Raw genomic sequence first — 13,845 nt, 5'->3', positions numbered from 1 at the left:
CGAGGCACCACCTGGCCGATCCTCGCCACGGCGAGATCCGCCAGGCAGGGCCCGGTGCGTTTCGACTCTCCGCTCTGACGGGTCACGGATGTGGCGCTGAGATGTCCCAGAGTCGTGTCGCGCTGTCGTGGCCCGCGGTGGCCAGCAGGTGGCCGCCGGGATGGAAGGCCACCGCGCGGACGGACGCCCAGGAGCTGTGCCGGATGAAGGCGGAGTGCTTCCGGACGCCGTCGGGCGGGGCGGCTCGCGGGGACAGGCAGACATCGGCAAGCCTCTGCTTGACCTCTTCGGCCAGCTCGGAATCGAAGCCCTCGATGGCCAGCAGATCCCGTTCGCCGAGGGCGACCAGTTCACCGTAGGTGTGGAGGCCCACGCGCTTGAGGCGATTGTACGCACGGACCGTGAGGTTGAGTTCCTCGATGGGCAGAGCCAGGTCGTCACCCGACGAGTACCCCAGGCACAGTGGGTCATGGTCCGTCGTCCATGACTGGCGTAGTGACATCGTGGACCTTCCTTAAGATCACACTCTCCCCGGCGGGGAGTCTTTCCGCCGCCTGCCGAGGTGTCAACCCGCGTCGTTCCGCGGGGCGCCCGTCAGGGTGGGGGCAGGCCCTGTGCGCGCCGCGGTAGGTCGGCGACCCGGGTGAGTCCGGCTTCGACGGGACGGGTGGTCGCTCCCGGGAGGGCGCCCGTGCGGGTCGTTCGGCGGTGGGGCGAGGTCGTCGTGGACACGTTCCGTCACGGTTGTCCGTGGATCCGGGGCGGGCCGTGACTTGAAACCTACTAAACCAGTATGGAACTATGGTTTTTATGTTCGCGGCACTGACCACGTACAACAGGCGTCGCGTGCCGGAAATCATGCTGGTGCGCTGCCTGTTCGTCGACTTCGTACGGACCGACGGCGCCATCTGTCGCTGAGGCTGCACATCACCGAGCGTCAATGACGGCCCACGTGGGCCCGTCCTGCCTCGCCTCGACGGCGACGTCGCGGGGGCACCTCGTCTCTTTCTCCACCCGTCTGGCGAGCACGCCGTAGGAGATCTTTCGCATGGCCCTTGTGGTAGCAGTGATCGGCGGCCCGGTCCCGGGTTCCGCCACCGCGGCCCTCGCCGAGAACGTCGCCGAACGGCTGGAGTTGGAGGGCCACACCACGGTGCTGATCAGCCCGGCGGACCTGCCGCCCGCGGCGCTGATCGCCGGGGACTCCGCCGATCCGCAGATCCGTTCCGCGATCGAGTTGATCGAGCAGGCGGACGGGGTCGTGGTGGCCACCCCGATCTTCCAGGCGTCCTACTCGGGGTTGCTCAAGACCTTCCTGGACGTGCTGCCTCCGGGCGTGCTGGCGGGCAAGGCCGCGCTGCCGCTGGCCAACGGCGGCAGCCGGGCGCACCTGCCGGCCGTCGACCACACGTTGCGGCCGGTGCTGAGCGCGCTGGGCTGTCCGCAGGTGGGGCAGGGGGCGTTCGTGCTCGACACCGACATCATCCGGCACTCCTGCGGGGTCAGCCTGATCGGCGCGAGCGAATCCCGCGTAGCGGCGGTCTGCCGCCAGTTCGCCCACGCCCTGATCCCCGACCGGACCTCCGTCCGGTCCTCCGACCGGTCACTGTTCTGACCTCGGCCTTTCTCTCCTTCAACGACCTTTCCAGGTCGTCCTTTTGACAAGGGTTTCTCATGTTCGGATATTCGTTGTTCTCGACTTCCCCCGTCCGGGCGGCAGCCGCAGGGGCCGCGCTCGCGCTGCTGGCCGTCGGCTGCTCCTCTGGCGGTGAGGCCACCGCGGGCGCGGGCGGCGCCGACAGCGGCACGCCGGTACAGGGCGGCAACCTGACCATCGCGGTCTCCAGCTTCCAGCCGTGCCTGGACGTCTCGCTCACCGGCGGCCGCAACAGCACGGTCACCCACCAGATCCTGGACACCCTCACCGACCAGGACCCGAAGACGGGCGAGATCATCCCCCGGCTGGCCACCAAATGGGAGGTGAACGACGACTACACCGTCTTCACCTTCCACCTGCGCGAGGGCGTGACCTTCAGCGACGGCACCCCCCTGGACGCCAAGACGGTCGCCGACAACTTCACCACGCTCGCCGGACTGGTCGGCGAGGGCAAGACCGACACCCTGACGCTGAACGCGCTCAACAGCTTCTCCGGCGTCGAGGTGGTCGACCCCCTGACCGTCAGACTGAACTTCAAGCTGCCGGAACTGGGCTTCCTGCGCAACGCCAGCGACCCCTACCTGGCGATCCTGTCGGCGTCCACGCTGGCCACGACCACCGAGGAGCGCTGCGCGGGCAGGCTGGTCGGCACCGGCCCCTTCGTCTTCGACCAGATCGTCAAGGACAAGTCCATCACCCTCAAACGCCGCGCGGACTACAACTGGGGCGCCGACGGCGTAATCCAGCATCAGGGGCCGTCGTACCTGGAGGGCATCGTCTTCGAGGCGGTGCCCGAATCGGGAGTGCGGGTCGGCGGCCTGGTCAGCGGCCAGTTCGACATCAGCGACGACATCCCGATCACCGATCTGCCGCAGCTGCGCTCGGCCGGGCAGACGATCGTCTCGCGGGTGGTGCCCAACCTGGTCCCGGGCATGCGCCCCAACCCGTACAGCCCGCTGGGCTCCGACGACGCGGTCAGGCGGGCCATCCTCAAGGGCACCGACCGCAAGGAGATCACCGAGACCCTCTACCCGGAGATCTACAAGGCACCGACCAGCATCGTCTCCTCCGGCACCGCCGGGTGGAAGGACTTCGGCACGGACCTCGCGTACGACCCCGAGGGCGCCAAGAAGATCCTTGACGAGGCGGGCTGGAAGCCGGGTGCCGACGGGGTCCGGGAGAAGGACGGCGTACGCCTGGAGCCGAAGATCACCTACATCATCGGCAACTTCTTCGGCGCCACCCAGCAGGAACTGGAGCTCGCCCAGCAGCAGCTCGCCAGGATCGGGGTGAAGGTCGAGATCAAGGCCAACACTCCCGCCGACAACGCCGCGATGCTCAAGGACATCTCCAAGGCCGACTACGACTTCCTCACCGGCTCGGGCGCGAGCAAGGACATCGACTTCCTCGCCGGGCTGTTCAAGAAGAGCAACTCCGCGCTGCTCAACGCCGAGCAGCCCGAGCTGGAGGCCGTCGCCGACGCGCTGAACGAGGCGGCCACCCCCGAGGCCCGCACGAAGGCCGCGGACGACCTGCAGAAGTACGTCATCGACCACGGCCACTGGATTCCGCTGCGCGAGCAGACCAAGGTCGTCGCGGTCTCCCCGCGGGTCAAGGGCTACGTCCTCGACACCTATGCCGCGCACTTCTTCCACGACACCTGGCTGGCCGGCTGACCATGGCCCGCTACCTGCTGCGCCGCGCGGCCCAGGGCGCCTTCGTGCTCTGGGCGGCCTTCACCGCCGGCTTCGTGATCCTCTATCTGCTGCCCAGTGATCCGGTGGAGATCATGCTCGCCTCCACCGGATCCATGGGCGAGCTCGATCCCGGTGCGGTGGCCGCGCTGCGCGCCGAATACCACGTCGACGAGCCGTTCTACGTCCAGTACGGCATCGCGCTGTGGCGGTTCGTCCAGGGTGACTTCGGAACCTCCATTCCCCAGCGGCTGCCGGTCACCGAGCTGATCGGCCAGGCGCTGCCGGAGACCCTGGGCCTGGCCGCGCTGGCCTTCGCCGTCGCCGTGCTGCTCGGTGGGGGACTGGCCCTGCTCACCGGCTACCTGCGTGGGGGACGGCTGCGGCGGCTGCTGCTGTCGCTGCCCCCGCTGCTGGTGTCGATCCCCTCGTTCTGGGCGGGGTTGATCCTGCTGCAGGTCTTCTCGTTCCGGCTCGGCTGGTTTCCCGCGATCGGGAACCGGGGCTTCGCCTCGGTGGTGCTGCCCGCGGTGACGCTGGCCCTGCCCACCGCGGCGATCATCGCCCAGGTCCTGATCAAGAGCCTCCGCCAGACCTGGGACGAGGCGTTCGTGGTCACGGCCACCGCCAAGGGCGCCTCCAGGCTGCGCATCCTCTTCGTCGACGTGCTGCGTCACGCGAGCCTGCCGAGCCTCACCCTGGTCGGCATGACGGTCGGCAACATGCTGGCCGGGGCGATCGTGGTCGAGACGGTCTTCTCCCGGCTGGGGGTGGGCCGCCTGGTCGAGCAGGCCGTCTCCGCGCAGGACATCCCGATGATCCAGGGCCTGGTCGTGCTGTCGGCCCTCGTCTTCGTGGTGGTGAACCTGGTGGTCGACGCCGTCTACCCGCTGCTCGATCCGCGCATCCGGCCGTCGCGGGCGGCCACGTGAAGGAGCTGAGCGTGTCCGATCCCGCCACGACCCTCCCCGGCGGCCTCGCGCCGCACGAGCCATCCGATCCCGGGGCGCCGGGCCTCCCGCCCGGCCCCGACTCCGGCCTCGGATTCGCTCCTGTCTCCGAGCTCGGCTCCGAGCCTGGTTCCGGCTCCGATCTCAGGCCCGACACCGCCTCCCGCCCCGGCCGGCCGCGCCGTGGCACCGGCGGGGCACGCGCGATCATACGGCGCCCCGGACTGACACTCTCCGTGCTGTTCCTGGTGCTGGTGCTGGCCTGGGCGCTCACACCCGGGGCCTTCGCCCCCTTCGACCCGCTGGTCGGCTCGCCGAAGGACAAGCTGCTGCCCCCGAACGGCACCTACTGGTTCGGCACCGACCACCTCGGGCGCGACCTGTTCTCCCGGGTCGTGCACGGGGCCTCGCTCTCGCTGACCGCGACCGCCCTGGCGGTGCTGGTCGGATTCCTCGCCGGGTCGTCCCTGGGCCTGCTCTCGGGGTACCTGGGCGGCCGGTTCGACGACGCCGTCATGCGCTGTGTCGATGTACTGCTGTCGATTCCGGGACTGCTGCTCTCGCTGGCCGTGGTCACCGTGCTGGGTTTCGGCACGCTGAACGTGGCGGTCGCGGTCGGTGTGGCCGCGGTGGCCGGTTTCGCCCGGGTGATGCGGGCCGACGTGCTGCGCGCCCGCACCCAGGTGTTCGTCGAGGCGGCCGAGGCACTGGGCGTCGGCCGATGGAGATCCCTCATCCGCCATGTGCTGCCGCACGCGGTGGGCTCGGTGCTGGTGATGGCCGCCCTGGAGTTCGGCACGGCCATCCTGGCGGTCTCCTCGCTGAGCTTCCTCGGCTTCGGCGCGCCGCCGCCCGCTCCCGAGTGGGGGTCGCTGGTCTCCGAGGGGCGCAACTACCTGGTGAGCGCCTGGTGGCTGACCACCCTGCCCGGCGCGGTGATCGTGTTGACCATGCTGGCGACCAACCGGGTCGCCCGCGCCCTGGACACCGGCAGGGGAGACGACCGTTGAGTACACAGCCCCTGCTGCGCCTGACCGACCTGCGGGTCGGGTACGGGCCGGCCCGGCGCGGTGGTGAACGGCACGAGACGGACGCGGTACGCGGCGTCAGCCTGCGGGTGGACCGGGGGGAGGTGGTGGCGCTGGTGGGCGAGTCCGGCTCGGGCAAGTCCTCCACCGCGCACGCCGTCAACGGGCTGCTACCCGCCACCGGGCGGATCAGCGCGGGACGGGTCCACTTCGGCGGGCAGGACATCACCGGATGGCCGGACCGCGCGATGCGCCACCTGCGCGGCGCCGAGATCGGGTTCATCCCCCAGGATCCGGCGGTCGCGCTCAACCCGGTACGGCGCATCGGGCACCAGGTGGCCGACGTGCTGCTGCTGCACGGCCGGGCCACCCGCAGGAACGTCCGGGGACCGGTCGAGGCGGTCCTGGCGGAGGCCGGGCTGCCGGACCCCGCCGACTACGCCCGCCGCTACCCGCACGAGCTGTCGGGCGGCATGCGCCAGCGGGTGCTGATCGGTATCGCGCTGGCCTGCGCGCCCCGGCTGGTCATCGCCGACGAGCCGACCAGCGCGCTCGACGTCACCGTCCAGCGCCGCATCCTGGACCACATCCAGCGCCTGACCTCGGCGAACGGCACCGCCGTGCTGCTGATCACGCACGATCTGGGGGTGGCCGCCGACCGGGCGGACCGGATCGTGGTCATGCGGGAAGGCCAGGTCGTGGAGGAGGGGCCGACCGAGCGGATTCTCGGCGGCCCTCGGCACGCCTACACCCGCCGCCTGCTGGGCGCGGTCCCCACCCTGACCGGGCCGACGCTGATCGCCACCTCGTCGCCGGGTCAGGCGGTCCCCGGCGCACGCTCCGAGACGGAGACGGCCTCGGAGCCGCGTCTGGAATCGCGACCGCGCGCCGAGGCGGGGCCGAACCCGGAGACGCGTTCGGAGACCGATACGGAGACGGCGCCGCTGCTGGAGCTTCGGGGTGTCACCAAGGAGTTCAAGCGCGCCGCCTCGGTGACCGTTGCTGTCAGCGACGTGGACCTTGTCGTCGGCCGGGGCCGCACGGTCGGCCTGGTGGGCGAGTCGGGCTCCGGCAAGTCCACCACCGCGCGGATGGCGCTGCGGCTGGAGACCCCCACCCGGGGGCGGGTCCTGTTCGACGGCGTGGACATCACCACGGCCACCCGCGGGAAGCTGCGTCCGCTGCGGCGGCGCTTCCAGCCCGTCTACCAGAACCCGTTCGCCTCCCTGGACCCGAGGCTCTCGGTCGCGGCGCTCGTCGACGAGCCACTGGACGCGTTCGGCGAGGGGGACCGCGCCGCCCGGCGCCGCCGGGTCGCCGAGCTCGTCGACCAGGTCGCCCTGCCCTCGTCGGTTCTCGACCGGCACGCCACCGAGCTGTCCGGCGGCCAGCGGCAAAGGGTGGCCATCGCCAGGGCGCTGGCGCTCCGCCCCGAGCTGATGGTCCTCGACGAGCCCGTCTCGGCACTGGACGTCTCCGTACAGGACCAGATCCTGCGGCTGCTCGTCGAGCTGCAGGCGCGGCTGGGGCTGAGCTACCTGTTCATCTCCCACGATCTGGCGGTCGTCCGCCAGATCTCGCACGAGGTCACGATCCTGCGCTCCGGATCCGTGGTCGAGAGCGGTCCGGCCGAGCGCGTCTTCGACAACCCGCACCACTCCTACACGAAGGAACTTCTCATGGCGGTACCCGGACAGCTGGACCACGGCACGGACGCGAGCCCCCGATGGTGAGCCCGCTGACCGGCGCGCGTACCGAACGGCAGGTCCTCGCCGCGCTGCAGGAACTGGTTCCGGCGATCTCCGCCCGGGTCGCGAGGGAGGACCGGCCGCACGCGGAGACCTTCGCCGACCTCAGGGCGGCGGGCCTGCCCTCCTTCGTCATCCCGGCCGCGTACGGAGGCGGGGGCGCCACCCTGCCCCAGGCCAGCCGGGTGATCCGGACCCTCGCCGCCGCCGACGCCTCGGCCGCGCTGGTCCTCGCTATGCACTACATCCACGGCACGCGCCTGCTCTCGCCGCAGGTCCCCGGCCGGGGAGCCGCCGAGCTGGGCCGTACCCTCGCCGTCACCGACGGCCTGGTCAACTTCGCCAGCAGCGAGCGGCTGAGCGGCGCCCCCAGCAGGGGCGGCGCCGTCCAGACCCGCGCCACTCGCGGGGACGACGGGTCGTGGCTGCTGAGCGGCCACAAGCGCTACGTCACCGGCAGCATCGCTCTGGATCACCTGCTGGTGTCGGCCACTGTGGACGACGACGGCGACGACACCGCCGCCGAGCCCGTGGCGCGCACCTTCGTCGTCCCGGCCGACGCGGACGGGGTGCGGATCGAGCCGACCTGGGACACCTTCGGCATGCGCGGCTCGGCCTCGCACGACGTCATCCTCGACGGCGTCACCGTCTCCGCGGACGCCGTCGCGGAGGCGTACGACCCCGAGGTGGCCCCGGAGATCACCCGTACCTTCGGCGCCTGGTGGGCGCTGCTGCTGGCCTCGATCCACCTGGGCATCGCCGAGGCGGCTCGCGAGGCGGCACTCGTGTTCGCCACCGGTCCCCGAGGCGACGGCCGTCCGGGCAGCCGCGCCGAGCAGCCCCGCACCCAGGAACACGCCGCGCGCGTCGAGCTGGCCCTGCTGCAGGCGCGTCTGCTGCTGGAGGACGCCGCACGCCGGTGCGAGGGTGTCCCGGAACCCGCCGACGTCGTCCAGGCCACCGCCACCAAGCTCCTGGTCCACCGGCACGCCTCGGACGCCGTCGACCACGCCTGCCGCCTGGTCGGCGGAGCCTCCGTCTGGAACGCCTCACCGCTGGGACGCCACTTCCGTGACCTGCGCGTCGCCCTGTTCAACCCGCCCAACGAGGACGTCGTGATCGACGCCGTCGGCCGCGCCGCCCTCGGACTGAACGAGAAAGGCACCTGGACGTGACCCCGTCCCGCCGTACGATGTCGCTGAACTTCAACCTCAGCGGCGTCGGCCACCACACCTCCGCCTGGCGCCACCCCGACAGCCGGACCGACCAGGCCCTGGACGTCGAGTACTACGTGCGGCTCTGCCGGACCGCCGAGCGCGGCGGGTTCGACTCGATTTTCATCGCCGACACCCCGGCGCTGCGCGGCGACCTGAACGACGCCCTGGCCAACACCCCCTTCGAACCGTTGACCCTGCTGTCGGCCATCGCCACCCGCACCACCCACATCGGTCTGATCCCCACCGTCTCCACCAGCTACAGCGACCCGTACACCGTCGCCCGCCAGATCGCCTCCCTCGATCTGATCAGCAAGGGAAGGGCGGGGGTCAACCTCGTCACCTCCGCGGGTGACCACGTCGCCCGCAACCATGGCAGGGAGCGGCACATCCCGCACGCCGACCGCTACGCCCGCGCCCGGGAGTTCGTCCAGGTGCTGGAGCGGCTGTGGGGCAGCTGGGCGCCGGACGCGGTCCTGGCCGACCGCGAGGCCGGCACCATGATCCGTCCCGGCGGCATCACCCCGATCGACCACGTCGGCGAGCACTTCTCCGTGGCCGGGCCGCTGACCGTGCCGCCCTCGCCGCAGGGACGCCCCCCGATCGTGCAGGCCGGGGCCTCGCCCGCCGGGATCGAGCTGGCCGCCGCGCACGCCGACGCCGTCTACGCCCGCTCCATGTCGATCGACGAGACGCGAGGTGTCTACCGCTCCATCAAGACGCGGGCCGTCGAGCTGGGCAGGGACCCGCACTCGATCAGGGTCCTGCCAGGCGTGGTGCCCTACGTCGCGGCCACCGAGGCCGAGGCCAGGCGGCTGGTGCGGGAGATCGAGTCCCGGTTGGTGACCAACCCCAACGCCCTCACCGCCCTCGGCGTGATGCTCGGCATCGACCTGTCCGGATACTCCCCGGACGACGCCGTCCCCGTGCACCTGCTCCCCGCTCCGGAGGACTTCAACGGCTCGGTCACCGGCTTCGTCGAGCTGCGCACCATGGCCGTCGACGAGGGTCTCACCCTCGGCCGCCTCGCCGGTCGCCTCGGCGGCCTCGCCCCGCTGGGCATGTGGGCGCTCATCGGCAGCGGGGAGCAGGTGGCCGACCAGCTCCAGTACTGGTTCGAGAACGAGGCGGCCGACGGCTTCAACCTGATGATGCCGATCGCCCCCGGCGGCATCGAGTCCTTCGTCGAGCACGTCGTGCCGATCCTGCGGGAACGCGGCCTGGTGCGCGCCGGCTACCAGGGCGCCACCCTGCGTTCCCACTTCGACCTGTCCCTCGACACCCCGTCGCCACTTCACTGAGAGGAAGACCATGACCGTCTCGCCCGAGGACCTGCTCATCGACCCCGAGCAGGCCACCGGAAAACTCGCCGCCGGTGCGCTCTTCGTCGACGTGCGCCGCCCCGAGGCGCGCGCCGAACACGGCCTGCTGCCCACGGCCGTCGCCGTGGAGAAGGTCGACGTCCTGAGGAGTTTCGACCGGGAATCTCCGGAACTGCTGGCCGACGCCGCAAATCCGGACCGGGAGATCGTCGTCTTCTGTTCGTCGGAACGCGGCTCGGGGCCGGTCGTTCAGAAGCTCGCGGAGTTGGGGTACACCAACGTCACCCATATTCTTGGCGGGTTCAGCGCATGGAAGGAACAGGGCTTTGCGACACACCCCCATGACGGCGCGGTCACGGATGCCTGAACACCCGCAGGCACAGCCGTCCGCGTGCGACCGGGCTCGCTGAGGCCCAGGTGCGAATCTCGGCCAAGACCGACTACGCCCTGCGCGCCCTCACGCAGCTCGCGGCGCACGCGGACCGCCCGGTCAGCTCCGAGGAACTCGCGCAAGGGCAGGAGATCCCGCACAAGTTCCTCGAAGCGATCATGGCGGAGCTCCGGCGCACCGGGTTCATCACCAGCCAGCGCGGCACCGGAGGCGGGCACCGGCTCCGCCTCCCCGCAGACCAGGTCGTCATCGCCGACGTCATCCGTGCCCTCAATGGGCCGCTCACCGTCATTCGCGGAGAATGTCCTCAGGACATCGAGTACGGCCCGCCCTCGGAAGGGCTGCAAATCGTGTGGATCGCCATGCGTGCCACCCTCAGGTCCATCCTCGAATCGGTGACACTCGCCGACATCGCCGGGGGAACACTGCCCGGCCGTATTCGCGAACTCGCCGGTGACCCGGATGCCTGGGTGACCCACTGGTTCCAAAGTCCCGGCCAGATTCAGGAAACAGGCCGCAAGGTCTGATCCACGCCGTATTCGAATGTCAGAAGGACGGAACGTCGACATCCTCCCCGCCCTGAAGGGCGGGGTCTCCACGCTGGGGGTATTTGATGAGTGAGAGCCCGACCGGACTGATCGGTGCGGACGAGCTGGCCGAACGGCTCAGGTCTGGGGCGCGGGTCCGGCTTCTCGACGTTCGATGGCAGCTCGGTGACCCGCACGGCCACCGCGCCTACCTCGAAGGGCACCTGCCGGGAGCCGTCTTCGTCGACCTCGACGGCGAGCTGGCCGCCCCGCCCTCCGCCGAGGCCGGACGCCACCCGCTGCCGGACCCGGACGCGCTCCAGCGCGCCGCCCGCCGCTGGGGGCTGGACGACGGCGACGAGGTCGTCGCGTACGACGCCGGTGGCGGCCTGGCCGCGGCGCGCGCGTGGTGGCTGCTGCGCTGGGCGGGGGTGTCCTCGGTGCGGCTGCTCGACGGCGGCCTGCGGGGCTGGACGGAGGCGGGCCATCCGGTGGAGACCGGCGAGGTCCGGCCCGAACCGGGGAACGTGACGCTGGCCTCCGGTGCCCTGCCCGTCCTCGACGCCGACGCCGCGGCCGAGCTCGCCGGCACCGGCGTGCTGCTCGACGCGCGGGCCGCCGAGCGCTACCTCGGCCACACCGAGCCGGTGGACCCGCGCGCCGGGCACATCCCCGGCGCGGTCAACGCCCCCACCGGGGAGAACCTGACGCCGGATGCGACCTTCCTCGACAAGGAGGCGCTCGCCGGCCGCTTCGGCGCCCTCGGGGTGAAGGAGGGCAGCGAGGTCGGCGTCTACTGCGGTTCGGGGGTGACCGCCGCGCACACCGTCTTCGCACTGGAGCGGATCGGGATCCGCGCGGCCCTGTACGCCGGGTCGTGGTCGCAGTGGTCCAACGACCCCGAGCGGCCCGTGGCCACCGGCTGACGGGGACCCGGCACGGGGGCACTCGCCGGGACGACGGGCCGCGTTGTCGCCATCGCGGCCCGCCGACCCGATCGGGTGCCCGGTCTCGTCACGAGCTCCGAGGGGCGCCGGCCGCCCGCTCGTGCTCGGCCTCGGCCACGCGGAGCTTGATTCCGGTGATGAATCGCTCGACGGCGTAGCGGAACTGGCGCGCCATCGTCTGCACACCCGCACCCGGTGCGTATCGCATCAGGTTGGGGTACGGCGGCCCGGAACCCGCGGTCTCGCCCTCCGCCCGAGCCTCGCTGTAGCGGGGATTGCCCGGCGAGGTGCGCTCGCCCGCCACGAACCCGAACAGCAAGGTGATGAGCGCCATGTAGGAGTCGCCCACCTCGTCATCCGGCAGGCCGCTCTCCGCGACGAGCCCGACGAGGGCGTCCGCCACCCTCAAGGTCTCGGGCCCGAGTTCCCAGGCCGCGCGCCAGAGCACGTCGACGAGCGCGGGGCGCGGCAGCAGTGCCTCGTGGCAATGGACGAGGGTCTCGAGCAACCGTACGTCCCAGGTGCCGGCGGCGGGAACGGTGACCTCACGGAGGGTCTCGTCGAGGATGAGCAGCAGCAGTTCGTCCTTGTCCCTGACATGCCAGTAGAGCGTCGACGAGCCGGTGCCCAGTGTGTTGGCGAGCTTGCGCATGGACAGTTTCTCGACACCCTCCGTGTCGAGAAGCCGGGTTCCGGCCCTGATCACGTCCATGCGGGTGAACGTCAGCCGGCCTTTGGCGCGGGCCGAATCCGACCGGCGCCGCTCTGGTTCGAACTCTGCTCGTGACACACGAGCAGTGTACTGTCACTCGACCCGGTTCTCGGCGATCATGTCGTGGCGGCCTCTGCCGGGGGGCGACCCGGGTCCGTCTCCGTACCCGGGTGGCCAGGAGAGCACGGAGACGGGGCGAGGTCAGGCCCCGGTCCTGATCTCCGTCCCCTGGGCGGAGACGAGGCGCCATCCGGCGCCGGAGCCGGCGACGAAGACATGGGTGTACCTGCTGCCGCCGGTGAACGTGCTGCCGTCGGGGTTGGTGAAGTTCATCCCGGTCCGCCCGACGACGATGCCGACATCGCCGATCCGGCGCACGACGGCCTCGTCGGGAAAGGACTGGACGGCCGGGAACCGGACGGCTCCCGACGACACCGCGTCCAGCAGGACGGAGCCGGGTACCGCCGCGCCGTCATTGACGCTGACCAGGATGAAGTCGTCCGCCAGCAGTTCGCTCAGGCGGGCCGCGTCGCCGGCGACCAGGGCGTCGAAGAAACGCCGGTCGTGGTCGAGAAGGGACGCGCGGTCGTCAGGGGTGGCCAGGGTGTTCATCGGACTCCTCTTCTGCGATGGGGAGCGTCACCGCTCCTTGCTGATCGAACAAGCGGGAGCACCCGCCGGTGCCTCCGTGGAAGCGGCGCCGGGGTCGCCCGGCCGCCGTTTGGGAACGCTGATCGTGCTTCTGGAACAATGATATTGACACACGAGCACCGTTCGAGTGATAGTGGGCCCACCTTACCCGCCGCGCCTCCGGGCGGCCAGTCCTCGCTGGTCGAAGCCACGGCCGCGGCCATCTCAGGAGGTTCACATGACCCTTCGCACCTGCGTGCTGGTACACGGCGGCTGGCACGGCGGCTGGCACTGGGACGACGTCGCGGCGAGGCTGCGGAACGCGGGCGCCGACGTCCACGCGCCGACGCTGACCGGTCTGGCCGAGCGGGCGGGTGAGGCCACCGCCCGGACCGACATGTCGACGCACGTCGCCGATGTCGTTCGTGTCATCGACGAGCACGGGCTGGACGACGTCGTACTGGTCGGCCACTCCTACGGAGGGATGGTCATCACCGGTGTCGCGGCCGAGCGGGGCGATCGGCTGGCCGAGCTGGTGTACCTGGACGCCTTCGTGCCCCAGGACGGCCAGTCCGTGGGCGACCTGCTGGGCCCGGACTTCACCGCGGCCGCCCGGGCGTTGGCCGAGGCCGCGGGCACCCCCTCACTCATCCCGCCCATGTTCCCCGTCGAGGACACCACCGGCTGGTCCGGCGAGCGCGCCGCCGCGATCGCGCGGCGGCTGACCTCGCACCCCATCGGCACGATGGAGGAACCGGTACGGGCGCCGGCCGAACCGGCCGCCCGCCGTACCTTCGTCTACTGCAACGCCCGCCCTCTGGGGATCGTGGAACCGTACGCGAGCGCGGCGCGCGAGTCGCCGGACTGGGACTACTACGAGCTGGCCGGCCCGCACGACGCGGTACGCGTCATGCCGGCCACGGTCGCCGGGTTGATCGAGTCGCTCGCCTCCTGACGCGAGAGATCCCCGCACCACCACGGTCGTGGCCATGGCGGCCACGAATCCCCACCACCCCTGCCTTTCG

The 13,845-nt window shown here is 71.2% G+C and carries 14 protein-coding genes and 1 pseudogene; 11 read left to right on the top strand and 4 right to left on the bottom strand.

Features of this window, described 5'->3' with window-relative positions; translation table 11 throughout:
• Positions 1 to 82: 82 nt before the first annotated feature.
• Both AB0K21_RS05905 and AB0K21_RS05900 read right to left on the bottom strand, forming a co-directional pair.
• Positions 83 to 205, bottom strand: a complete 123-nt coding sequence (locus AB0K21_RS05905; RefSeq protein ID WP_364148392.1) for a hypothetical protein — start codon at positions 203 to 205, stop codon at positions 83 to 85.
• A 27-nt stretch (positions 206 to 232) separates the two neighbouring features.
• Positions 233 to 436 (bottom strand): annotated as a pseudogene (locus AB0K21_RS05900) (DNA-directed RNA polymerase subunit alpha C-terminal domain-containing protein); the annotation flags it as partial.
• 612 nt (positions 437 to 1,048) lie between these two features.
• On the opposite strand from AB0K21_RS05900, the gene AB0K21_RS05895 reads away from it, so the two are divergent.
• The 10 genes from AB0K21_RS05895 to AB0K21_RS05850 all read left to right on the top strand — a co-directional run bounded on the left by AB0K21_RS05895 (position 1,049) and on the right by AB0K21_RS05850 (position 11,457).
• Entirely contained in the window at positions 1,049 to 1,615 is a 567-nt protein-coding gene (locus AB0K21_RS05895) for an NAD(P)H-dependent oxidoreductase (RefSeq protein ID WP_364148158.1), read from the top strand.
• Between the two features lie 59 nt (positions 1,616 to 1,674).
• Entirely contained in the window at positions 1,675 to 3,333 is a 1,659-nt protein-coding gene (locus AB0K21_RS05890) for an ABC transporter substrate-binding protein (RefSeq protein WP_364148156.1), read from the top strand.
• A gap of 2 nt (positions 3,334 to 3,335) precedes the next feature.
• Positions 3,336 to 4,283: an ABC transporter permease gene (locus AB0K21_RS05885; RefSeq protein ID WP_364148153.1), complete on the top strand. Its 948-nt coding sequence runs from the start codon at positions 3,336 to 3,338 to the stop codon at positions 4,281 to 4,283.
• 11 nt (positions 4,284 to 4,294) lie between these two features.
• A complete protein-coding gene (locus tag AB0K21_RS05880; RefSeq protein ID WP_343963375.1) occupies positions 4,295 to 5,311 on the top strand; it encodes an ABC transporter permease in 1,017 nt (338 codons plus the stop codon).
• A complete protein-coding gene (locus tag AB0K21_RS05875) occupies positions 5,308 to 7,062 on the top strand; it encodes an ABC transporter ATP-binding protein (RefSeq protein WP_364148150.1) in 1,755 nt (584 codons plus the stop codon). The genes AB0K21_RS05880 and AB0K21_RS05875 overlap by 4 nt, the downstream gene beginning before the upstream one ends.
• The gene (locus AB0K21_RS05870; RefSeq protein ID WP_343963381.1) at positions 7,056 to 8,252 is read left to right on the top strand and encodes an acyl-CoA dehydrogenase family protein; all 1,197 of its coding nucleotides are present in this window, start codon (positions 7,056 to 7,058) and stop codon (positions 8,250 to 8,252) included. The genes AB0K21_RS05875 and AB0K21_RS05870 overlap by 7 nt, the downstream gene beginning before the upstream one ends.
• Complete coding sequence (locus tag AB0K21_RS05865) at positions 8,249 to 9,592, top strand: LLM class flavin-dependent oxidoreductase (protein WP_343963383.1); 1,344 nt, start codon at positions 8,249 to 8,251, stop codon at positions 9,590 to 9,592. The genes AB0K21_RS05870 and AB0K21_RS05865 overlap by 4 nt, the downstream gene beginning before the upstream one ends.
• A gap of 10 nt (positions 9,593 to 9,602) precedes the next feature.
• Positions 9,603 to 9,980: a rhodanese-like domain-containing protein gene (locus AB0K21_RS05860; RefSeq protein WP_364148146.1), complete on the top strand. Its 378-nt coding sequence runs from the start codon at positions 9,603 to 9,605 to the stop codon at positions 9,978 to 9,980.
• A 50-nt stretch (positions 9,981 to 10,030) separates the two neighbouring features.
• Entirely contained in the window at positions 10,031 to 10,531 is a 501-nt protein-coding gene (locus tag AB0K21_RS05855; RefSeq protein ID WP_343963387.1) for an Rrf2 family transcriptional regulator, read from the top strand.
• Positions 10,532 to 10,617: 86 nt separating this feature from the next.
• Positions 10,618 to 11,457 carry a sulfurtransferase gene (locus AB0K21_RS05850; RefSeq protein ID WP_343963389.1) on the top strand — a complete coding sequence of 280 codons (840 nt, stop codon included), beginning with the start codon at positions 10,618 to 10,620 and terminating at the stop codon, positions 11,455 to 11,457.
• Positions 11,458 to 11,545: 88 nt separating this feature from the next.
• Here the strand turns inward: AB0K21_RS05850 and AB0K21_RS05845 are convergent, their stop codons facing one another.
• Positions 11,546 to 12,268, bottom strand: a complete 723-nt coding sequence (locus tag AB0K21_RS05845; protein ID WP_364148141.1) for a TetR family transcriptional regulator — start codon at positions 12,266 to 12,268, stop codon at positions 11,546 to 11,548.
• 123 nt (positions 12,269 to 12,391) lie between these two features.
• Positions 12,392 to 12,802, bottom strand: coding sequence for a nuclear transport factor 2 family protein (locus AB0K21_RS05840; protein WP_343963395.1), 411 nt, complete (start codon positions 12,800 to 12,802; stop codon positions 12,392 to 12,394).
• Between the two features lie 256 nt (positions 12,803 to 13,058).
• On the opposite strand from AB0K21_RS05840, the gene AB0K21_RS05835 reads away from it, so the two are divergent.
• Entirely contained in the window at positions 13,059 to 13,775 is a 717-nt protein-coding gene (locus AB0K21_RS05835) for an alpha/beta hydrolase (protein WP_343963398.1), read from the top strand.
• Positions 13,776 to 13,845 lie beyond the last annotated feature (70 nt).

The organism is Streptosporangium sp. NPDC049248 (genome assembly GCF_040678965.1).
GTDB lineage: Bacteria > Actinomycetota > Actinomycetes > Streptosporangiales > Streptosporangiaceae > Streptosporangium > Streptosporangium fukuiense.
The sequence above is the reverse complement of the archived record's forward strand: the minus strand, read 5'-3'. Positions and strand labels throughout refer to the sequence as shown.